19 protein-coding genes and 1 other RNA gene are annotated in these 20,231 nt (G+C 67.6%); 4 read left to right on the forward strand and 16 right to left on the reverse strand.

The features are described 5' to 3' along the window. Positions 1-5: 5 nt before the first annotated feature. Together AC5RV3_RS07545 and AC5RV3_RS07550 are read left to right on the forward strand one after the other, a co-directional pair. The gene (locus tag AC5RV3_RS07545) at positions 6-332 is read left to right on the forward strand and encodes a hypothetical protein (RefSeq protein ID WP_494121589.1); all 327 of its coding nucleotides are present in this window, start codon (positions 6-8) and stop codon (positions 330-332) included. A 186-nt stretch (positions 333-518) separates the two neighbouring features. Further along, positions 519-1,712: a heparan-alpha-glucosaminide N-acetyltransferase domain-containing protein gene (locus AC5RV3_RS07550; RefSeq protein WP_494121590.1), complete on the forward strand. Its 1,194-nt coding sequence runs from the start codon at positions 519-521 to the stop codon at positions 1,710-1,712. Positions 1,713-2,057: 345 nt separating this feature from the next. On the opposite strand, the gene ssrA is transcribed toward AC5RV3_RS07550, so the two are convergent. Beyond that, positions 2,058-2,427: a transfer-messenger RNA gene (ssrA, locus tag AC5RV3_RS07555) on the reverse strand. A gap of 136 nt (positions 2,428-2,563) precedes the next feature. Between ssrA and AC5RV3_RS07560 the strand changes: the two genes are divergently transcribed. Further along, the gene (locus AC5RV3_RS07560) at positions 2,564-3,703 is read left to right on the forward strand and encodes a carboxylate-amine ligase (RefSeq protein WP_494121591.1); all 1,140 of its coding nucleotides are present in this window, start codon (positions 2,564-2,566) and stop codon (positions 3,701-3,703) included. A 61-nt stretch (positions 3,704-3,764) separates the two neighbouring features. On the opposite strand, the gene smpB is transcribed toward AC5RV3_RS07560, so the two are convergent. From smpB to prfB, 14 genes are all read right to left on the reverse strand, one after another. Continuing rightward, complete coding sequence (gene smpB / locus AC5RV3_RS07565) at positions 3,765-4,238, reverse strand: SsrA-binding protein SmpB (RefSeq protein ID WP_494121592.1); 474 nt, start codon at positions 4,236-4,238, stop codon at positions 3,765-3,767. Between the two features lie 85 nt (positions 4,239-4,323). Continuing rightward, positions 4,324-5,703: a peptidoglycan DD-metalloendopeptidase family protein gene (locus tag AC5RV3_RS07570; protein WP_494121593.1), complete on the reverse strand. Its 1,380-nt coding sequence runs from the start codon at positions 5,701-5,703 to the stop codon at positions 4,324-4,326. 100 nt (positions 5,704-5,803) lie between these two features. Next, positions 5,804-6,718 (reverse strand): permease-like cell division protein FtsX, encoded by a 915-nt coding sequence (ftsX, locus tag AC5RV3_RS07575; RefSeq protein ID WP_494113739.1) that lies wholly within the window; start codon positions 6,716-6,718, stop codon positions 5,804-5,806. Beyond that, positions 6,715-7,416: a cell division ATP-binding protein FtsE gene (gene ftsE, locus AC5RV3_RS07580; RefSeq protein WP_493979073.1), complete on the reverse strand. Its 702-nt coding sequence runs from the start codon at positions 7,414-7,416 to the stop codon at positions 6,715-6,717. Before ftsE ends, ftsX begins: the two co-directional genes overlap by 4 nt. 88 nt (positions 7,417-7,504) lie before the next feature. Continuing rightward, positions 7,505-8,476, reverse strand: a complete 972-nt coding sequence (locus tag AC5RV3_RS07585) for an alpha/beta fold hydrolase (protein WP_494121594.1) — start codon at positions 8,474-8,476, stop codon at positions 7,505-7,507. Then, a complete protein-coding gene (locus AC5RV3_RS07590; RefSeq protein WP_494074994.1) occupies positions 8,473-9,225 on the reverse strand; it encodes a 3-hydroxybutyrate dehydrogenase in 753 nt (250 codons plus the stop codon). Before AC5RV3_RS07590 ends, AC5RV3_RS07585 begins: the two co-directional genes overlap by 4 nt. Next, positions 9,218-9,859 (reverse strand): TetR/AcrR family transcriptional regulator, encoded by a 642-nt coding sequence (locus AC5RV3_RS07595; protein ID WP_494121595.1) that lies wholly within the window; start codon positions 9,857-9,859, stop codon positions 9,218-9,220. The genes AC5RV3_RS07590 and AC5RV3_RS07595 overlap by 8 nt, the downstream gene beginning before the upstream one ends. Beyond that, positions 9,856-11,451: a class I adenylate-forming enzyme family protein gene (locus AC5RV3_RS07600; RefSeq protein WP_494121596.1), complete on the reverse strand. Its 1,596-nt coding sequence runs from the start codon at positions 11,449-11,451 to the stop codon at positions 9,856-9,858. The genes AC5RV3_RS07595 and AC5RV3_RS07600 overlap by 4 nt, the downstream gene beginning before the upstream one ends. After that, the gene (locus AC5RV3_RS07605; RefSeq protein WP_494121597.1) at positions 11,448-12,677 is read right to left on the reverse strand and encodes a branched-chain amino acid ABC transporter permease; all 1,230 of its coding nucleotides are present in this window, start codon (positions 12,675-12,677) and stop codon (positions 11,448-11,450) included. Before AC5RV3_RS07605 ends, AC5RV3_RS07600 begins: the two co-directional genes overlap by 4 nt. Beyond that, positions 12,674-13,549: a branched-chain amino acid ABC transporter permease gene (locus AC5RV3_RS07610; RefSeq protein WP_494121598.1), complete on the reverse strand. Its 876-nt coding sequence runs from the start codon at positions 13,547-13,549 to the stop codon at positions 12,674-12,676. Before AC5RV3_RS07610 ends, AC5RV3_RS07605 begins: the two co-directional genes overlap by 4 nt. Then, positions 13,546-14,442 carry an ABC transporter ATP-binding protein gene (locus tag AC5RV3_RS07615; RefSeq protein WP_494121599.1) on the reverse strand — a complete coding sequence of 299 codons (897 nt, stop codon included), beginning with the start codon at positions 14,440-14,442 and terminating at the stop codon, positions 13,546-13,548. The genes AC5RV3_RS07610 and AC5RV3_RS07615 overlap by 4 nt, the downstream gene beginning before the upstream one ends. Further along, the gene (locus AC5RV3_RS07620; RefSeq protein ID WP_493989186.1) at positions 14,439-15,203 is read right to left on the reverse strand and encodes an ABC transporter ATP-binding protein; all 765 of its coding nucleotides are present in this window, start codon (positions 15,201-15,203) and stop codon (positions 14,439-14,441) included. The genes AC5RV3_RS07615 and AC5RV3_RS07620 overlap by 4 nt, the downstream gene beginning before the upstream one ends. Before the next feature lie 113 nt (positions 15,204-15,316). Then, the gene (locus AC5RV3_RS07625; RefSeq protein WP_494121600.1) at positions 15,317-16,522 is read right to left on the reverse strand and encodes a substrate-binding domain-containing protein; all 1,206 of its coding nucleotides are present in this window, start codon (positions 16,520-16,522) and stop codon (positions 15,317-15,319) included. A 351-nt stretch (positions 16,523-16,873) separates the two neighbouring features. Then, positions 16,874-17,992, reverse strand: a complete 1,119-nt coding sequence (prfB, locus tag AC5RV3_RS07630; RefSeq protein WP_494121601.1) for a peptide chain release factor 2 — start codon at positions 17,990-17,992, stop codon at positions 16,874-16,876. A 179-nt stretch (positions 17,993-18,171) separates the two neighbouring features. Between prfB and AC5RV3_RS07635 the strand changes: the two genes are divergently transcribed. After that, positions 18,172-19,641 carry a S8 family peptidase gene (locus tag AC5RV3_RS07635; protein WP_494121602.1) on the forward strand — a complete coding sequence of 490 codons (1,470 nt, stop codon included), beginning with the start codon at positions 18,172-18,174 and terminating at the stop codon, positions 19,639-19,641. Positions 19,642-19,788: 147 nt separating this feature from the next. On the opposite strand, the gene AC5RV3_RS07640 is transcribed toward AC5RV3_RS07635, so the two are convergent. Next, entirely contained in the window at positions 19,789-20,202 is a 414-nt protein-coding gene (locus AC5RV3_RS07640) for a pilus assembly protein TadG-related protein (protein ID WP_494121603.1), read from the reverse strand. Between the last annotated feature and the right edge of the window lie 29 nt (positions 20,203-20,231).

The raw sequence follows: 20,231 nt of genomic DNA on the forward strand, positions 1-20,231 counted from the left end.
CCCTAATGCCCGAGCGTCGCATCCAGGAGGACAATGCCGCTCCCGATCTGGCCGCCCCGGCGGCCCCGGCGGACCACGGCACCGTCGTCTCCGCCCAAGGGCCGCAGGCCACCATCGGTGGGCTCGACGTCATCGTCGGGGACGTGGTGGCTATCTCCGGCTGGGAGGCCATCCCAGGCCCCCGACGGCCTGGCTGCTTCGAGCCGGGTGTCGAGGCCGAGGTATTAGCGGTGAACGGCGTCGAAACGACTGTCGTGCCGCTGGTTGGGGGCTGGACCCCGGTGGTCGGGGCCAGAGTGTGTCTCTCGCGCCACGGCGGACTGGACCAGTAGGGCCCGAAGGGCTCCTCGCTGAGTGTGCCGGCCCCCCCACGAGAAAGTGAACGAGGAACGAATGACGAAGAGGTTGCGGAAGACATGGGCACCCCCCAGGTAGACACACCGAAAGAGAGAAGGACGAAGATGGGCCCTATTGAGGACAGGCAGGGACCCGGCGTTGGTCCTGCAGACGCTAAGTCGATGCAGAATCGGCGGCGGCTGATCGGCATTGACGCGGCCCGCGGCCTGGCCCTCATCGGGCTGATCGCCATTCACATCCTGCCGGCGGCGGACGAGGAAACTCACGAGCCAACCCTGTCGTGGCTTTTGTTCTCCGGCGACTCCGCTGCGCTGTTCGCCCTCCTGGCCGGAGTGGGCCTGGCCCTGTCCACCGCCGGGCACAGACCGCACCAAGGGCGGAGGATGGCGGGGAACCGCGTGGGACTGCTCGTGCGGGCCGCCCTGATCGGAGTGATAGCCCTGGTGATCGGGGCTTTCATACCGCAGGAGGACCCCCCGGCCTACGGCATTCTGCTCTACTATTCGGTGTTCTTCCTGCTGGCCATTCCGTTCCTCCATCTGCGGCCCAGAACATTGTTCATCAGTGCAGCGGTTTTCGGCATCGTTTCGCCGGTCCTGCTGCAGAAGCTGGATCCAATGCTTCCGACATCGTCCACGTTCAACCCCTCCCTGGAGCATCTCTTCTTCGAGCCGGCCGGCGTGGCCTCGGATCTACTGCTGACCGGCTCATATCCGGCACTGATGTACGTGTGCTACATCCTGACCGGGCTGGGGATCGGACGGCTGGATCTGCGAAAACCCAAGGTGCAGGGCTATCTCGCCGGGATCGGCGCAGGGCTGGCGATCCTGGCCAACGTGGCCTCAGCACTCCTGCTGTATGCCATGGGAGGGTTTAAAAAGCTGGTGGCTGCCAGCGGGATGTCGGGCGAAGAACTGGACCATGAGATCGTGTGGGGATTCGGGACCATTCCGGACTCCTCCGCGTGGTGGCTGGCCATTGCGACACCGCACACCAACACGCCGCTGGCGATCGCCAGCAGCCTCGGCATCGGTTTGATGGTGACCGGTGTGTTCCTCCTGGTCGAGCTGGCGGGTGCACGCTGGCTGGCGCCCCTCGCCGCGATGGGGTCGATGACACTGACCCTCTACTCCGCGCACCTGCTCGCGCTCAGCCTCGAGGTGCACTACGAGGAACCCGTCCTGTGGTTCATCATCCATATTGCAGTGGCCATGGCGTTCGGCCTGATCTGGAGCCGGTGGCTGGGACAAGGCCCCTTGGAAAGACCGGTCGCCGCGGCCGCCAAAAACTTCCGCCAGCTCGTGGACGATGGATCGTCCGGGACCACCGGGGCATCCGGGACGGTTTCCCGGTGATTCGGAACCTCCTGCCCGGGCGCCTACCGTAGCTGGGCCTGAGCGCCGGTAAACAGGTTCGAGATTTTGTATGAAGACTGCGGGAGGTGCGCCGACCCGGCCTCCATGGAGGAGCAGCAGGCGATGCACTATGCCTTTCCTGCCCCTTTTGTCGCTGGCGCGTCTGTTCCTGAGCAGGCTCATGGGTCCCGTTGATCCATGAGATCGCGTTCACCTCTCAGCCTGCGCAGTTGGAACGTGGCCGTTCCCTGATGCTGGCCATGCCGGAATCGCAGCACCGTGTCAACGGAGCCCGGCCCCGTGTCAACGGGCAAAACAAAAAGCCCCGGAAAACCGGGGCTAAATCAGTGGAGATGGGGGGAATTGAACCCCCGTCCGATGTTGTGTTGCCAGGACTTCTCCGGGCGCAGTTTGCTTCGGGTTTTCTTGGCCCCAACCATCCCGCAAACAGGTGGTTGACCCGGGCCCAGCCGTCTAAATGTCCCGAATACCCCAACGGCGAAGGTATTCAGCAGTGGCCCTCTTAATGACGCCAGCATCCGGGGCGAGAGCGACCCCGGGCTGACGGACTTGCAATGCTACTTAGGCAGCGAGAGCGAAGTCAGTGCGCTTAGATTCGGCACTTATTGGTTTGCAGAGAGCGTTTCCGAGATAACTCTGCATCCTCGGCCCGCTTCCCCTGGCGCGACTAACATCGTCGAAACCTGTCATCCCCGTATGTAGTTATCAAAATAACCATTGGTGCCGGGCAGTTACCTGTCCGGACCACCCAGTGTAACCCATGCCGGCACCGATGTATTCCCGCCGCTCCGGCGTAGCCAGCGTGCGGTCGCGGGATTTACCCTCGAACCATGGTTGTGGGCGGAGCCCAAGGCACGCCACCGACGCCGGCGCTCACCCCGGCAACGTTCGGCATCGAAGAAGAATTCCTCCTGATGCACCCCCGCACTGCCTTTCCGGTGACGACCGGCCCGGCTGTGCGGGCCAACCTGCGCCTGGGAGCCGCCCCGGAATGGGTCAGCTACGAGTTGCTCGACTGCCAGGTGGAAACCTCGACCCCGGTGTGCCGCCAGCTGTCCGAGGCCGCAGAAGCCCTGCTGGACTTCCGCCGGGAGCTGGCCCGCAGCGCCGCCGCAACAGGGTCGGCCGCGGCCGGCATCGGCGTGATTTTCGACGCCGACCTGCGCCCGGCATCCGTGACCGACACCCCCAGGTACCGCAGCATTGCCGAGCGCGCTCCAGCCCTCATCGCCGACCAGTACGTGACGGGTATGCACATCCACGTGGAAGTGGCGGATCCGGAGGTGCGGCTGCAGGTCCTTAACCGGCTGCGGCCCTGGCTCCCGCTGCTCACCGCCGTCGCCGCCAACTCACCGTATTGGCGGCATGCGGACAGCGGCTTCGCCAGCTGGCGCACCATCCTGTACCGCCGCTGGCAGGTCCAGGGCTGCCCGCCGTACTTCGCGGACCTGCACGACTACGGCGTCCGGGTGCGGCAGCTGTACGCCTCCGGGGTGGTACCCGATCCCGGACACCTCTCCTGGCTGGCCAGACTGGCAGACCACTACCCCACCATCGAGATCCGGGCCGCCGACAGCCAGCTCACCGCGGCCGACAGCGTGCTGCTGGCCGGGCTGGTCCGGGCGCTGGTCGCCACCGAGCAGGCCGCCGTCGTCGCCGGTCGCCCGGTCACCAACTTCCATCCGGAACATCTGGACGTGGCGCTCTGGCAGGCGGCCCGGTTCGGATTGTCGGAGAAACTGGTGCATCTGGATTCGGCCACCCTCTGGCCCGCGTTCGATGTCCTCGAGCTGTTGCTGCGTCACATCGATGAGGCGTTGGAGCAACACGGGGATCGCGGCTGGGTTCGCGAGCAGGCCGCACGGCTGCGGCTGGAGGGCAACGGTGCGCAGCGCCAGCGGAAGGCGCTGGCCAGCGGCGGCCTACCGGGGTGGCTGGATTTGGTGCGCCGGTCCCTGACGGCGGACTGATGCCACGCACCGGGTTTCCCCCGCGCAGCACGGCATGGGAGAGCGGTGAAGCGGCGGTGCCTCAGACCCCGCGGTTCTTTTCCCGCATGGCGCGCAGTGCCTCGCGGTTGTCCTGCTTCTCGCGCAGCGTCTGGCGCTTGTCGTAGTCCTTTTTGCCGCGGCCCACGCCGATCTCCACCTTGGCCAGGCCGTCGTTGAAGTACAGCTGCAGCGGCACGATGGTGTAGCCCGATTCCCGGGTCTGCCGGGCGATCTTCTCCAGCTCGGCCCGGTGCAGCAGCAGCTTCCGGCGGCGGCGGGCGGCATGGTTGGTCCAGCTGCCGTTGAGGTATTCCGGGATGTACACGGATTCCAGGTACAACTCATCGTTGTAGAAGATGGCGAAGCCGTCCACCAGCGACGCACGGCCCTCGCGCAGAGACTTCACCTCGGTCCCCATCAAGGCCATGCCGGCCTCGTAGGTATCCATGATGTGGTAGTCGTGCCGGGCCTTTCGATTGGTGGCCACTACCTTTCGGCCACTTTCTCTGGGCACGGGGTACTCCTTCGTCGTCGGAACGTTCCATTATAGCGGCGCCACGGCGTTTGCGTGCCGCAGCGCCAAATGCCGCCGCGGAAGCCTAGAGCAGGTTCATCGGATTGACGAAGCTGCCGTTGACGATGGTTTCGAAGTGCAGGTGGCAGCCGGTGGAGTTTCCGGTGCTGCCCACGTAGCCGATCAACTGGCCCCGGCCCACGCTCTGGCCGGCGTACACCACATAACGGGTCATGTGGTAGAAGTTCGTGTCCAGCGCGTTGCCGCCGACCACGCCGTGGCTCATCGTCACGCTGTTGCCGCCGCCCCAGACCGTGCTGTCCGCGCGCGCCACCGTGCCGGCCGCCGGCGCGTAGACCGGCGTGCCACAGGCGGAACCGTAGTCGATCCCGCTGTGCATGTAGCCGCCGGTGCCGTAGAAGTCCATCGTGCCCGCCGGAGTAGGCCGCCAGCCGTAGCCGGAGGTGATCGGCCCGTTCACTGGGGAGATCAATCCAAAGGACGACGGCGCCTGGCTGGCCGGAGGGGGCGGCGGCACCCTCGGGACCAGCTGCGGCACCGGCTGGCCGCTGTTGCGCGCCGCCTGCTGTGCTGCCTTAATCCGCGCCTGTTCCCGCTCCCAGGCTTCCTGGGCCTTGCGCCGCTCCTCAGCCTCGCGCCTGGCCTGCTCCGCCGCCTCGCGGCGGAGCCGTTCCTGCCGCTCCTTGATCTGCGAGAGCACCTGGTTCTGGGCCTGCTCGGTCTTGGCCAACTCCTGCTCGATCTGCGGCTTCTTGGCTTGCAGGCTGTCCGAAAGCGCCGAGGTCTCGGCGATCAGCTGGTCGACCTTCTGCTTTTCGGCGGCCGCCTCGTCGCGGGCGACCTGCTCGGCCGCCAGCGCCTCCTCGGCTTGCGCCTTCAGGTCCCGGATCTCCTCCTCCACGGCTTCCAGCCGCGCCTGGGAGTTCACATTCGTGGCGTTCTGCTGGGCCAGCTTGTCCAGTGCCGCGTTTTGGCTGCGCAGCGCCTGGTCCGCCAGGTCGATGGTGCTGGCCAGGCCGGCGTCGCCGTCGGAACCGAAGAACAGCGACAGGTTGGACGGCACGCCGCCCTGCTTGTAGGCCTGGGTGGCGATCTGGCCGATGACCTTCTTTGTTTCTTTCAGCTCCGCGGCGTCGCTGGCCAGTTGCTGGTTGATCTTGTCCTTGGTTTGCAGCGCCAGGTCCACGCGCTGCGCCAGTGCGGCGACCTTGTTGGCGGCGGCGTCAACCCGGCCCTCGGCCTCGGCGAGCTTCTGCTGGGCCGCCGGCAGCCGGCTCTGGTGCTGCTTCAGTTCCTTGACCGCCTCGACGATGTCGGCGTTGAGGAACTCCAGCGACGATTCGATCTGCTGGATTTCCTGGTCGAGGGCGGCCTTGCGGTCGTCGAGGTCGTCTGCCTGGGCGGGCCCGGCGGAGCCCAGCGAGAACGCGAGCAGGGCGGCCATGGCGGCACTCAAAATCCCTTGCGAAAGACATTTCTTCCGCGGCTTAGTACGGCTCACAGCCTGGCTCCCCAATGTCAAGTTCTGTGCACGTGTCATGAGTCTAGACCTTAAGGTAGCGGCGCAGGGTCAAAAGGGACGATATTCCGGCCAGAACGGCGCCCAGCAGCACCAGCGCGGGACCGATCACCAGCATGGTGCTGGAGGAAATGAAGGCCGTGTCGGGGTATTGGCTGGCCAGCCAGTCGCCGATGAAGAAGTGCGCCACGGCCCACAGGGTGACCGAGGCCAGCAGTGCCCCGAGCACGGCGGCGATCACCCCTTCCAGCACGAAGGGCAGCTGGATCACCACCTTGGAGGCGCCGACCAGGCGCATGATCCCGGTTTCCCGGCGCCGGCTGAAGGCGGAAAGCCTGATGGTGGTGGCGATCAGCAGGATGGCGCAGACGATCATGACGACGGCGATGCCCACCGCCACGAGCGAGGCAATGTTCATGACGCTGAAGACCTTTTCCAGGATCTCGCGCTGGTCCACCACTACTTCGACGCCGGGCAGCGAAGAGAAGATCTCGTTGATGACCTCGTACTTCTGCGGATCCACCAGCGAGACGCGGAAGGACTCCGGCAGCTGGTCGGCCGTCACCGAGTCCACGATCGGGGAGTTCGCGAACTGGTCGCGGAAGTGGCCCAGGGCATCGTCCTGCGACTCGTACAGATAGGTGTCCACGTACTGTTCCACGGCCGGACTGGTGAGCGTGGCCTCGATTTCCGCACGCTGCTCGTCGGTCACGGGGCCGGCCGCGCAGCTTGCCGTCGTCGAGGTGTCAACGCACAGGAAAATGGCCACCTGGACCTTGTCGTACCAGTAGCCCTTCATCTGGTTGATCTGCATCTGCAGCATGCCGGCCGCGCCCACGAAGCTGAGCGAAATGAAGGTCACCAGCACCACGGAGACCACCATGGACAGGTTGCGGCGCAGGCCGGAACCGATTTCGCCGAGGATAAAAGCCAGTCTCATTTGGCCTCCTCCGGTTCGCCCAGGTAGATGCCTTCGGACTGGTCGCGGACCAGCACGCCGTCGCGCAGCTCGATCACGCGCTTGCGCATTTCGTTCACGATCACGTTGTCGTGCGTGGCCATCACCACGGTGGTGCCGTTCTGGTTGATCCGGTCCAGCACCTTCATGATCCCCAACGAGGTGGTCGGATCCAGGTTGCCGGTGGGTTCGTCGGCCAGCAGGATCCCCGGCTTGTTCACGACGGCGCGCGCGATGGCGACGCGCTGCTGCTCGCCGCCGGAAAGCTCGTGCGGCATGCGGTGGTCCTTGCCCTCCAGGCCCACGGTCTTGAGCACCTCGGGCACGGTCTCGCGGATGACCGCCCGGCTGCGCCCGATTACCTGCATGGCGAACGCCACGTTGGCGAAGACGGTCTTGTTGGGCAGCAGCCGGAAATCCTGGAACACGACGCCGATGCCGCGGCGCAGTTTGGGCACGCGCCAGCTGGGAATGTTGGCCACATTCTGGCCGGCGACGTAGACCGAGCCACGGGTGGCGCGGTCTTCTTTCAGGACCAGGCGGATGAACGTGGATTTCCCGGACCCGGACGAGCCGACCAAGAACGCGAAGTCGCCGCGGTCGATCTCCAGACTGATCTTGTCCAAGGCAGGACGAGAGTTCTGGTCGTAGATCTTCGTGACGTTATCGAATCGAATCATGACTACTTTGTGCCTCAGGCCGAGGACGAGGGCTTGTGCTTGGGGGAAGAAACCTCAGCCTCTCGACTATAGGCACGCAGTCTTGAGTTTATCCTGCAGCCTGTTCGGTGTGTCGTTTCACCGGACCGGCCCCCTTGCCCACGGCCCGTCCCGCCGCCCGGCCGGCCATGGCGTCGCGGACGGCCTCCGCCACCGCCGCCGCTCCCGGGCGGTCCATGACGATGGTGTAGTGGTTGGTTCCGGCCACCTCGCGGACCCGCAGTGCGGGCAGCCGCCGCGCCCAGCCGTCCACGTATCCGGGCGTGTAGAGGCCCGCGTCTTCGTTCAGCAGGCCGCGCGGGGCCCGCATCAGCAGCGCCGGGACGTCGAGTGATTCCAGCGCGTCCATCAGGACGGCGCCGCTGTTCAGGTCGGCGGTGTCTCGGGCCATCGCCTCGTAATTCGTCGCCGGCCGCAACAGCGGCGGCTCGCCGGCGAGGTCGTAGTCCACGTAGTCCTCCACCAGCGCGTTCCAATGCTCGGCGAAGGCCGGGTGCACCCGCCAGAAGTCCCGGTAGGCCTCCCGGCTGGGGAACGTCGCGGCCAGCCGTTGGGCCGCCGGGCCCAGCACCGACTGGATAACCTCCTCGTCGCTGAGCCCGGCCGGCACCTGCAGCGGCAGGCCGCCGTCGACGAGCACCAGGGACTCCACCAGCCGCGGGTGGCGCCGGGCCAGCACCACGGAGGCGAACGCGCCCATCGAATGGCCGACGACGACGGCCCGGCCGACGCCGTGTGCCGCGAGCACCTCCGCGAGGTCGTCGGCATGCGCGGCCATCCCGAACGGGCCGGGCAGCCCGTTGCTGCGCCCGCGGCCGCGCAGGTCCGGGGCGATCACCCGCACGCCGTCAAGCTCCTGCGCCAGCAGGCCCCACGTGCGGTGCGAGGCCGTCACCCCGTGCACGGCCAGGATGGCCGGCGCCTCGGCGTCCCGGGGCCCCCACACGCCGGTGCGCAGGGTGCCGCCGCGGACCGGCACGTCCAGTGCGGCGTAGGGCAGGGCTGCAGGTTCGGCGCTCATCGGCTGGACCATCCGCCGTCCATCGTGTAGGACGCGCCGGTGACCATGCCGGCGTCGGGCCCCGCGAGCCAGCACACCAGCGAGGCCACCTCGTGCGGCTCGACCAGGCGCTTGACGGCGCTCTCGGTGAGCATCACCTTGGCCACCACTTCTTCCGCCGGCAGTTGGTGCATCCGGGCCTGGTCGGCGATCTGCTTCTCGACCAGCGGCGTCTTCACGTAACCGGGATTGATGCAGTTGCTGGTCACCCCGTGTGCTCCGCCCTCCAGCGCGGTGACCTTCGAGAGGCCTTCCAGCCCGTGTTTGGCGGAGACATACGCGGACTTGTAGGCGGAGGCCCGCAGCCCGTGCACCGAGGAGACGTTGATGATCCGGCCGAAACCGCGCTGGTACATGCCCGGCAGCGCCGCGCGGATCAGCAGGAACGGGGATTCGAGCATCAAACGAAGCATCAGCCGGAAGGCCTCCGGATCGAACTCCTCAATCGGGTTGATCCGCTGAATCCCGGCATTGTTGACCAGGATGTCGGTGTCCACCGCCGCCGTTTCCAGCGCCCGGGTATCGCTGAGGTCCACCTGCCACGGGACGCCGCCGATCTCCTGCGCCACCCGTTCGGCGGCCGCGCCGTCCAGGTCGGCCACGGTGACCTTCGCGCCGCGGTCGGCCAGGGCCCGCGCGCAGGCCTCGCCGATGCCGCTGGCCCCGCCGGTCACCATGGCGCTGCGGCCCGTCAGAGTCTTCTCAGCCATGGGTGGGTCCTTCCGTCGTCTGCTGTCCGGGCGCCAGCGCCCGCTCAATGAACTGCATCATTTCTTCGAATACGTGGTCGGGCACTTCCCGCGGGACCGGCTGCGCACCGGCGTCGTCCTCCCAGAGCACCCAGCGCATGCCGATCAGTTCGCCAATGCCCATCAGCGCCCACGCCGCGACGTCCGGGTCCATCGGCCGGACCTCGCCGGTGGCCTGCGCCGCCTTCAGTCCCTCAATGTAGCCGTTGACGATGCGCGTGTAGTGCATCCGCAGGGCGCCGGGCGACACGAACTCCGCCTGCCGAATGATCCGGTAGAGCGCGGGGTGTTCGGCGGTGAAGCGGAAGAACGCCTTGAACCCGGCCCGCTCGGCCTCCAGCCGGTTCTCCGCCGACTTCGCCGCCTCGGTCATCGCATGGCGCACCCGCCGGTTGAGGTCCTCGACGACCTCGTCGAAGATGGCCTGCTTGCCCTCGAAGTAGAGGTAGAAGGTGCCAAGCCCGACGTCGGCCTGCTCGGTGATCTTGACGATCGAGGCGTCGTGGTAACCCACCGACGCAAACACGGCTTCCGCCGCCTCCAGCAGCTTGGCCCGCGTCCGGGTGCCCCGGGCGGTGCGTGGTGCAGCGCTCATGATTCCTGCTCCGATCCTGCGGTCAGCGGGTGGCGGACGGGGCGGACGGCGGCCTCCCGCAGCCTCCCCCGGACCACCTTGTTCAGTGCGGTGCGCGGCAGCGCGGGCACAAAAGCGAAACGGCCGGGGACCTTGAAGGCGGCCAGCTGCGCCCTGCAGTGTTCGGCCAGTTCCTCGGCGTCGGTGATCCTGCCCGGCCGGACCACTACGTAGGCCAGCCCGGTCTCGCCCCAGCGTTCGTCGGGAACCCCGACGACGGCGGCCTCGGCCACCGCCGGGTGCGAGAGCAGGACCTGCTCCACCTGGGCCGGTGCCACGTTCTCGCCGCCGGAGATGTAGAGGTCCTTGATCCGGTCCACGATGCGGAAGAAGCCGTCCGCGGTGCGTTCCACCAGGTCGCCGGTGCGCAGCCAGCCGCCCGCGAGCGCCGCCGCGGTGGCGTCCGGGTTCCGGAAGTAGCCGGCGAACACGCCCGGTCCGGAGACCAGCAGCTCCCCGGTGGCCGCCCCGTCGAGGATTTCGCCGGTGGCCGGGTCCGCCACGGCCACGCTGACGTGCGGGTAGGGCTTGCCCGCGTAGCCGATCATGGAGGCCGCGTCTTCGTTGGGCAGGCAGAGCACGTTGGGCGAGGCTTCGGTCAGGCCGTAGCCCTGGCTCAGGGCCACGCCCCGCTTGTGCCAGATCCGCAGCAGCGGCGCGGGCATGGACGCCCCGCCGACGATCGCGTGCTGCAGGCTGGAGAGGTCGGCGGACGCGAAGCCGGGGTGCTCGGCCAGCATGGCGTACTGGGTGGGGACGCCCATCATGGTGGTGACCCTGCGCTCGGCGATCAGCTGCAGCATCCGGCCGGCGTCGAACGTGCGTTCCAGCACCACGGTGGCTCCGGTCCACCAGGCCAGCAGCGGCTGGATGTTCCAGCCGCCCACATGGAACTGCGGCAGCGCGGCCAGCACCACGTCGGAGCTGGAGAGCTCCATGGTCCGCGACAGCGAGAGGTTGGTCCAGAAGCAGTTGGCATGGGTGAGGATGGCCGCCTTGCTCGGCCCCTCGGTACCGGAGGTGAAGATCATCAGGAGGGCATCGTCGTCGCGCACTTCCCGCTGCACCGGCGCCGCGGCTCTCTCCAGCCGGCGGGTGGGGCAGGGCACGTGCCGCTCCACTCCCGAGGGCCCCAGCGCCGCCGTGCGCGGCGGCAGCGGGAGCATCGTGGCGGCCGCCGCCGCCAGGGCATCGAATTCATCCTCCACCAGCAGCAGCGCCGGGTCCGCCAGCTGCAGCTGCTCGGCGATCTCCCCGGGAGACAGCCGCCAGGACAGCGGGACCAGCACGAGGCCGGCCTTGGCGCAGGCGAAGAACAGCACCACATGGTCCGCGGAGTTGCCGGTCAGGGTGGCGATCCGGTCCCCCACGCCGTAGCCCGCGGCGCGCAGCCTCCCGGCCAGGGCGACGGCCCGGGCATCGAGGTCGCGGTAGCGCAGGCTGACCCCGCGGTCGTCGATCGCCACCCGGTCGGGGGTGGACACCGCGCGGTCGGCGGTCCAGCGGCCGAGGGTGTGGAGCCCGCCGGCTGGCGGATGGGGCTGCAGGTTCACTCGGCTTTCTCCAGGATTTCGCGCTGCCGGGCTGCTGCCTGGCGGCGCTGGCCGCGGCTGAGGGTGGCCCGCTGCACCGCGCCGGTGATGCCGCCGGGCAGGAACAGGACCACCAGGATGAACAGTGTACCGAGGATGAACAGCGGCTCCGAGAGCGGGATCCGCAGGATGTCCGGCAGGTTCGCGATGGCCTCCGACTGCGCCAGCGCCGTCAGCCGCTGGTCCAGCAGGGTGTAGAAGACGCCGCCGATGACCGCTCCCCAGCGCGAGCCAACGCCGCCGAGCACCACCATGACCAGCAGGGTGATGGTGAAGTCGGCCGAGAGGCTGCGCGGGACGGCACCGGACTGCAGCAGCAGGTAGACCATCCCCACCGCCGAGGCCAGCACGCCGCCGACCACGAACACCAGCAGCTTGACCAGATAGGGCTGCAGCCCGATGACCCGCACGCGCAGCTCGTTCTCCCGCACGGCCGCGGCCACATGGCCGGCCCGGCTGAACTGCACCCAGCTGACGACGGCGAAGACCACCAGCAGCACGATCAGCGCCAGCCAGTACAGGTTGCGGGTGTTGGCCACGCCCAGCAGCGCCTCGGGAAGGTTCTCCGTGGCCAGGGTCAGGCCCTCTTCACCGCCGGTGGCCTGGCCGGGGTTGCGGCCCACCAGCACGTGGCCGGCCTCCGCGAAGGCCAGGGTGACCATGGCGAACGGGATGCCCGTCACCCGCAGGCCGACCGCGCCGACCACGTGGGCCAGCACGATGACCAGCAGCAGCGTCAGGCCCATGGCCGGGAGCAGCGGGAGGTCGAACGTGTCCAGGATGACGCCGAGGCCGTAGACGCCGGCGCCGAAGTACAGCGCATGGCCGAAGGACAGCAGGCCGGTGACGCCGAGCAGCAGGTGGTAGCTGAGCGCCGCGGCGGCCATCAGCATGCACATGGCGATCAGCTGCAGCGAACCCGGGGTGTAGGTGGGCCCGGGCAGCACGCCGGGCAGGGAGAGGTTCAGCAGCGGCAGCAGGGCCAGCAACACCACGCCCGCTCCCCCGGCGGCCCACTTGAGCAGCCCGCGGACTCCGCCGGCGGCAGCACCGCCGTCGTCCCTGCCTTTCCGACCGCGCCGCGGCGTCCCTTCGCCGGCGGCGCCCGGGGTATCGGTGTGCCCGGCGGCTGCGGGGCCCGGATTCGGCTGCGCGTCCGACTGCGGGTCGGTCTTGCTGGTGGTCATGATTTCCTCCCGAGCAGGCCGGAGGGCCGGAAGAGCAGGACAAGGGCCAGGGCCACGACGACGACGAAGTCCCCCGTGCCGTTGAGGTAGAAGTTCGCGAACTGCTGCAGCAGCGCCACCACCACCGACGCGATGGCCGCGCCGGTGAGCGACCCCAGGCCGCCGATCACGGTGACGATGAAGGCGAAGATCAGCAGCGATCCGCCCAGCAGCGGCGAGACGTAGCCGAAGTAGTGGCTGGCCAGCACCCCGCCCAGGCCGGCCGCGGCGCCGCCGATGGCGAAGACCAACGTGAACGCCTTGCGGACGTCGATGCCCAGCGCGGTGACCATGGAGCGGCTTTCCACGCCGGCGCGGATGATCATGCCGTAGCGGGTGTGCTTGAGGAAGAACACCAGGCCCAGCAGCACGAACACCGCCGCGATGATGGCCACGAAGCGGTCGTTCGCAATGTCGGCGCCGAGGATTCTGGTGGTCTGGCTGAACCATTCGGGTCCGGAGATATAGACCGGGTCGGTGCCCCAGATCCCGTCGAACAGCGCGACCGATGCCAGCGAGAGGCCGACGGTGACCAGGACCTGTTCGATGTGCCGCTCGTACAGCTTGCGGATCAGCACGAACTCGGTGAAGGCGGCGAACAGGGCCCCCACGACGGCGCCCACCAGGAGCGAGCCGAGGAAGGTCCACCAGTTGTCGGCGCCAGCGCGGCGGGCCACTTCCCAGCCGGCGAACGCGCCGAGGGTCAGGAAGGAGCCGTGCGCGAAGTTCAGCACGCCCATCAGCCCGTAGATCAGGCTCAGCCCGGAGGCCACCAGGAAGTAGAGCGCGCCCAGGCCCAGGCCGGTGACGGTCAGCAGGACGATGGTACTCACTTGTGCACCCCGTTCGGGTCGGTGCCGGTCTCGGCGGCTGCGGGGGCGGCCTCGTCGTCGTGCCCGCCTTCGGCGTGGACGCCCAGCAGCCGCTGGGTCAGGTCTTCGTTGTTCAGGAAGTCCAGCGCGCTGTCGGTGGTGTGGACCACCCTCCCGCCGGACAGCACCACCGCGCCGGCGGCCAGCTGGCGGACCACCTGCAGGTTCTGCTCCACCAGCAGGATCGGCACCCTTGCGGCGGCCCGTTCCAGCGTCTCGGAGACTTCCTGCACGATCTTGGGCGCCAGGCCCTTGGTCGGCTCGTCGATCAGCAGCAGCTTGTTCTCATTCAGCAGCGCCCGCGCCAGCGAGACCATCTGCTGCTGCCCGCCGGAGAGGGTCCCGGCCATCTGCGAGGCGCGCTTGAGCAGGTCGGGAAAGAGTTCCTCCACCAGCTGCCGGCGCGGGGAGGCGTCCCGCTCGGCCAGCCGCAGGTTCTCCGCCACGGTCAGCTTGGAGAAGACCTCCCGGTCCTCCGGAACGTAGCCCACCCCGCGGCGGATGATTTTGAAGGTCGCTTCCTTGTCGATCCGCGCACCGTCCAGCGTCACGCTGCCGCTGCGGGAGATCAGGCCGATGATGGCCTTGATGGTGCTGGTCTTGCCTACGCCGTTGCGGCCCAGCAGGGCGGTGATGCCGGTGGCCGGCACGGAGAAGCTGACGTTCTCCACCACCTGCTGGCCGGCGATGTGCGCGCTGAGTCCCGCGACCTCCAGCACCGGGCGCGCGTGGCCGCCCGGCCGTGTCGCGGTCGGCGAGGTGGCCGCGGTCGCGGTGGGCGCGGCCGTGGTCATCGCGGTGGGCGTAGCCGCGTCCTGCGGCGTGGCCGCGCCGCGTTCCGGTTGCTGGCTCATACGGGTTCTCCCAGGTAGGCGCTCTGGACGGTCGGATTGGCCATCACCGCGTCCGGGGTGTCGATGGCCAGCAGCTTGCCGTGGTGCATGACCGCCACGCGGTCCACCAGTCCGAGGACCACGTCCATGTGGTGCTCGACCATCATCACGGTGCAGCCGCGGTCACGGTGCATCCGGCGGATGATCGCGCTCAGCCCCGGTACGTCGCCGGAGGCCACCCCGGCCATCGGCTCGTCGAGCAGGATGACCGAGGGGTTGCCGGCCAGGAGCATGGCGATCTCCACCTTGCGCTTGTCGCCGTGGGCGAGGTCGCCGGCCGCGGTGTGCAGCTTGTCCTCCAGCCCGACCTCGGCCACGTTCTGCTTAGCGGCGGCGGTCGCCGAATCCGTCCGCGAGGGGAACCGGAATACCGTGACGCTTCCGCCGAGGGCTGCCTGGGCCGCGAGCCGGACGTTTTCCAGCACGCTGAGCCGCGGGAACAGGCTGGACGTCTGGAATGTCCGGCCCAGGCCGGCGCGGGCGCGGCTGTGGATCGAGGCCGACGTGACGTCCTTGCCGTCGAGCGTGATGGAACCGGCCGTCGGCTTCAGGACTCCGGAGATGAGGTTGAACAAGGTGGTCTTGCCGGCACCGTTCGGTCCGATCACGCCGACCATTTCTCCGGTCGCGACGGAGAATCCGACATCCTCGAGGATGCGGGCGCCACCGATCTGCAGGCCGAGGCCATGCACCGTGAGCGCGGGCTGATCTGGGGAGGTCATCATGTCACTTTCTGTGCGGTCGAGGACCCTGTCCGCGGTTCGGAGCGCCGCCGCCGGGTAGGTCGGCGGCGCCCCGGTACTGCAGCAGTGCGGGCCTGCTGTGGTTGCTGCGGTTACTTGGCTTCCGGCGGAGCCACCGCGTCGGCCGGAATCGCCTTGATCAGCTCAGGCACCCACTCGCCGTCCTTCTCCACCAGCTTGGCCTGGTACATCTCCTGCAGCAGCGCATGGTCGGAGGCGCGGACGGTCGTCTCGCCCTTGGGTCCTTCGAAGGTGTAGCCCTCCAGTGCCTCGACCATGGCGTCGACGTCGTTGCCGCCCTCCTTGACCGCCTGCACGATCATCTGCCCGGCGACGAAGCCGTCCGGGGTGAAGAGGTCGGCCTTCTTGCCTTCGGCCTCAACACTTTCGATCATGGCCTTCTCCACGTCGTTGCCGGCGGCTCCCGGGAAGTAGTGGTTCAGGAAGCTGATCTTGTCCGAGGCCTTGCCGTAGGCGCCGAAGGTGGCGGCGTCGCCGAGGCCGGTCACGATCGGGGCGGCGTCGAACGCGCCCTGCTGACTCAGTGCCTGCCACATGGATCCCGACGTGGCGCCGGCCCAGGCAACGAAGACCAGATCCGGCTTGGCGTCGATCAGCTGGCGGGCGAACGGGGTGAACTCGGTGGCGTCTTCGGGTACCAGCACGTCGTCGACTTCGGCGCCCTGCTCGCCGAGGACGGCTTCGACGGCGGCGAGGTTGCCCTGGCCGAACGCGTTGTCCTGGCCGAACACCACGACCTTCTTGCCCTTGAGGTCGTCCACGAAGGTGCCCGCGGTTGCCACGTCCTGCAGGCTCTGGCGGCCGGAGCGGAAGGTGTAGTCGTTGATGCCCTGCAGCGCGTCGGTGGCGGCGGGGCCGGAGATGTAGAGCACCTTGTTCTGTGCGGCCTGCTCGGCGAGCTTGAGCGCGATGCCGGACACCACGGTGCCGGCAAGGATCTTGTAGTCCTTGCCGATCAGGTCCTTGGCGACGTTGACCGCCTTGTCGGGGTCACCGCCGTCGTCGTGGTAGGTCAGGTTGAGCTTAGTGCCGTTGACCTCGCCGGTGCCCTCGGTGGCGTAGTCGATGCCTGCCTGGAGACCCTGGTAATAGGCCGCGCCGTAGGCGGCCAGCGGGCCCGATTCGGAATAGACGATGCCCACGTTGATGCTCTCGGGGGCGCTGCCTTCCTCGCCGGCGGCGCCGGCGGTGTCGCCGCCTGCGGTCGGCGCGCACGCGCTCACGGTCAGACCGGTGACCAGCGCGGCGGCCATCAGGAACTTCTTCGTTGCCTTCACTCCGATGCCTTTCGTTGAAAAATCTGTCAAGGAGTATCTCTGGAACTGTCTGAACCTGATGGTCAGGTCCCCCAACCTGAAAGGTGATTCAGATTACGGCAAATCTATGGCGTGGCTCACAGGGGTGTCAACAGTCGCGCCGGGTCGGAAGGTTACGATTCGGTTGCAGGCGCCGCAATTCCGGGGGCGGGCAGCAGAACCGGCCAGCCTGGGGCACGGCGAAGCGACCACAGGAGGAGACGCAGAACAGCCCGGATGCCCTTCGTCGTTTGGGGCAGCGCTGAACGCTCCCAAACGACGAAGCCCGGCCGCTCCTGATGGAACGGCCGGGCCTCGTGCGACGATTCGCGGTTAGTTTTCCGCGTTGCGGTTGTTGGCGCGCCAGCGGATGCCGGCGTCGACGAAGTCGTCGATTTCGCCGTCGAATACTGCGCTGGTATTGCCAACCTCGTGTTCGGTGCGAAGATCCTTGACCATCTGGTACGGATTCAGCACGTAGGAGCGCATCTGGTCGCCCCATGACGCCTTGACGTCGCCGGCGAGCGCCTTCTTCTCGGCGTCCTGCTGCTCCTTCTTCAGCAGCAGCAGCCGGGACTGCAGCACGCGCAGTGCGGCGGCGCGGTTCTGGATCTGAGACTTCTCGTTCTGCATCGAGACAACGATCCCGGTGGGGATGTGGGTCAGCCGGACGGCGGAGTCGGTTGTGTTCACCGACTGCCCGCCCGGACCGGACGAGCGGAACACGTCCACCTTGATCTCGTTGTCCGGGATGTCGATCGAGTCGGTCTGCTCAATGAGCGGGATGACCTCGACGGCGGCGAACGAGGTCTGGCGCCGGCCCTGGTTGTCGAAGGGGCTGATCCGCACCAGACGGTGGGTGCCGGCCTCCACGGAGAGGGTGCCGAAGGCATAGGGTGCCTTGACTTCGAACGTGGCGGACTTCAGCCCGGCCTCTTCGGCGTAGGAGGTGTCAAGCACCTGGGTCGGGTAGCCATGGCGTTCGGCCCAGCGCAGGTACATGCGCATCAGCATCTCGGCGAAGTCGGCGGCATCCACTCCCCCGGCGCCGGAGCGGATGGTCACCACGGCCTCGCGCTCGTCGTACTCACCGGAGAGCAGCGTGACGACTTCGAGTTCGGAGAGCGCCTTCTTGAGCGAGGTCAGTTCGCTGGCCGCCTCGGTCATGGAGTCCTCGTCGCCGGCGTCTTCCTGGCCGAGTTCCACCAGCACTTCCAGATCGTCGATCCGTGCCGCCAGTTTCTCCAGCCGTTCCAGTTCGCTCTGGCGGTGCGAAAGCCTGGAGGTGATTTTTTGCGCCGCGGCCGGGTCGTCCCACAGATCCGGCACGCCCGCCTGCTCGCTCAGCTCGGCAATATCTTTGCGGATCGCCTCCGCGTCGGAGACGGCTTCAATGGATTCATACGTGGCGCGCAGAGCGCGGATTTCAGCGGGAAAGTCGATCTCAGCCATGGTTCTCCCAGCCTACGCCATGGCGGAGAAACCTCTGTCCCGCGAAAACGGCGCCAGGCGGCCCCTAGCTCAAGCACAGGCCCTTGCAATAACCTTTGGAGAGGGCGGGGTGCAGGTTGCGCAGGTACCGCGTACGGGGTTGGGGCCTGATCTAAGTCCACTTATTGGGGGAGGCTGCAATGCCCAGTCAAAGTCACGGATCTGTTCAGAGCCTGCGGAAGAGGCAGAAGCTCGAACGTCACGACGGGCCGCCGTCAACCACGTCGCGAAGAATCCTGGGGGCTTTCGGCGCGCTCGTGCTGGCCGCAGCGACCGTGGTCGCCGCTTCCGGACCCGCCGCCGCCGGACCCTCCAGCGCCTCCACCGCAGGGGCCGTCGCTGCGGGGGCCGCCGCCGAGGGAGAAGAACACGGCTACACGGTCGTCCTTAAGGACAGCATCGGGAATGTCGATTCCACCGCCACGGCCCACGGGGAGAAGTACGGGTTTACGCGGTCCAACACCTACGAACACGCGCTGAAGGGATACTCCGGCACCATGACGGTCTCGGAGGCGAAGCAGCTCGCTGCCGACCCGGCCGTTGAATTCGTTACGGCCGAGCGGCAATTCGCGCTGCCGGAAAACGTTGCCGGAGAGAACAACGGAACCAGCGGCGCCGAATTCCTCCCTTCAGGGTGGCTGCGGGTCGGCGGCACGCCGGAGGAGGCTGCCGAGGACGGCAGGCAGATCACGGTCAACTCCGCCGTCATCGACACCGGCATCGACAGCACTCATCCTGACCTGAACGTCCGCGGCGGGGTGGACTGCTCGTCAGGCACCCCGGTCGAGGTAGCTCCCGTTGACCTGTTCGGGCACGGGACCATGGTCGCCGGGATCCTTGGCGCGAAGAACAACAACGCAGGGATCATCGGCACCGCGAGCGGCGCCCCGCTGTGGTCCGTCCGGGTTATCGCAGACGACGGCACCATCACAGAAGCTGCCATTCTCTGCGGCGCCGACTGGGTGGTCTCCACTCACACGGACGGGGACCCGGACAACGACATCAGGGTCGCCAACATCAGCCTCGGCGGCCCCGGCCAAGAGCAGGGAACCTGCGGCAACGGTGTCGATCCCCTGCACAAGATGATTTGCCAGGGTGCCGAGGAGGGGGTCGTCTGGACGGTCGCCGCCGGCAATGCGACCGCGGACTTCTCGAACACTGTTCCGGCCGCGTATGACGAGGTGCTCACCGCCACGGCCATGGCGGACTACGACGGCCGCCCCGGTGGCAAGGGAACAGCGAGCTGCAGTGGAGCGACTTTTCCCAACCCCGACGACGAGTTCGCCTTCTTCTCCAACTTCGCCACCCGGCCTGCGGACCAGGAGCATACCGTCGCGGCCCCCGGAGTGTGCATGACCTCCACGGTCCCGGGCGACCGGTACGCCACCGCATCCGGCACGAGCTTCTCCAGTCCGATTGTCGCCGGCTCGGTGGCCCGATGCCTGGCGAGCGAGGTCTGCCAAGGCGACGGGACGGCCGTGATAGAGCAATTCCGCGCAGTGGTCGCGGAGTACAACCACGAGAATCCCCAGTACGGGTTCATCGGTGACCCCCTGCGACCGGTGCCGGGCCGGTACTACGGTTACCTGACCACCGTGATGCCTTTCTAAGGCACAAGCAGCCAGGTGCGTCAGTCGCCCATCGGCGCCCGCCAGACTTCGGGCTAGAGCCTCGGAGCCACTTATGTGCGGCTCGATCTTGCGTCCTCACTGCTGGTAGTTGTGCCGCAATGATTGATCATTTCTGCAGCGTCCCGGTCAGCGTCTGAGTTCCGAGCGCGCGTCGCTGGAAACGGTAATCGGTATGCCTGCCGGAACGAGGAAATTGACCACCGGTGGCCGGACGACCGCGCTCAGCACTACGTGGGCCGTGCGCTGCTCCGGTGAGCCGGTGTCGCCGCCCACGGTCAGCTGGTCAAACCTCCCGTAGGCACCCGTGTCTGACAGATACCGCGAAACGGATCCCCTCACGGATTGGTCATCCAGCGTTGGCACCGGCACCCCCGAACCGGTCTCGACGTCGGCCAAGGCGAAGGTGTCTGCGGCAGCCAACGCGGCCCCATCCGCAACGGACAGCAGCTTCTTCCGCTCGACATAGACCGTGGAGGCACCCATCACCACGGTCAGGATCAACAGGCTCAGCAACACAAAGCCGATGAGCAGAACCAGCACCTGGCCCTCATCATCGGTCCTGCCCCCTC

Source organism: Arthrobacter sp. Y3221114 (assembly GCF_059092625.1).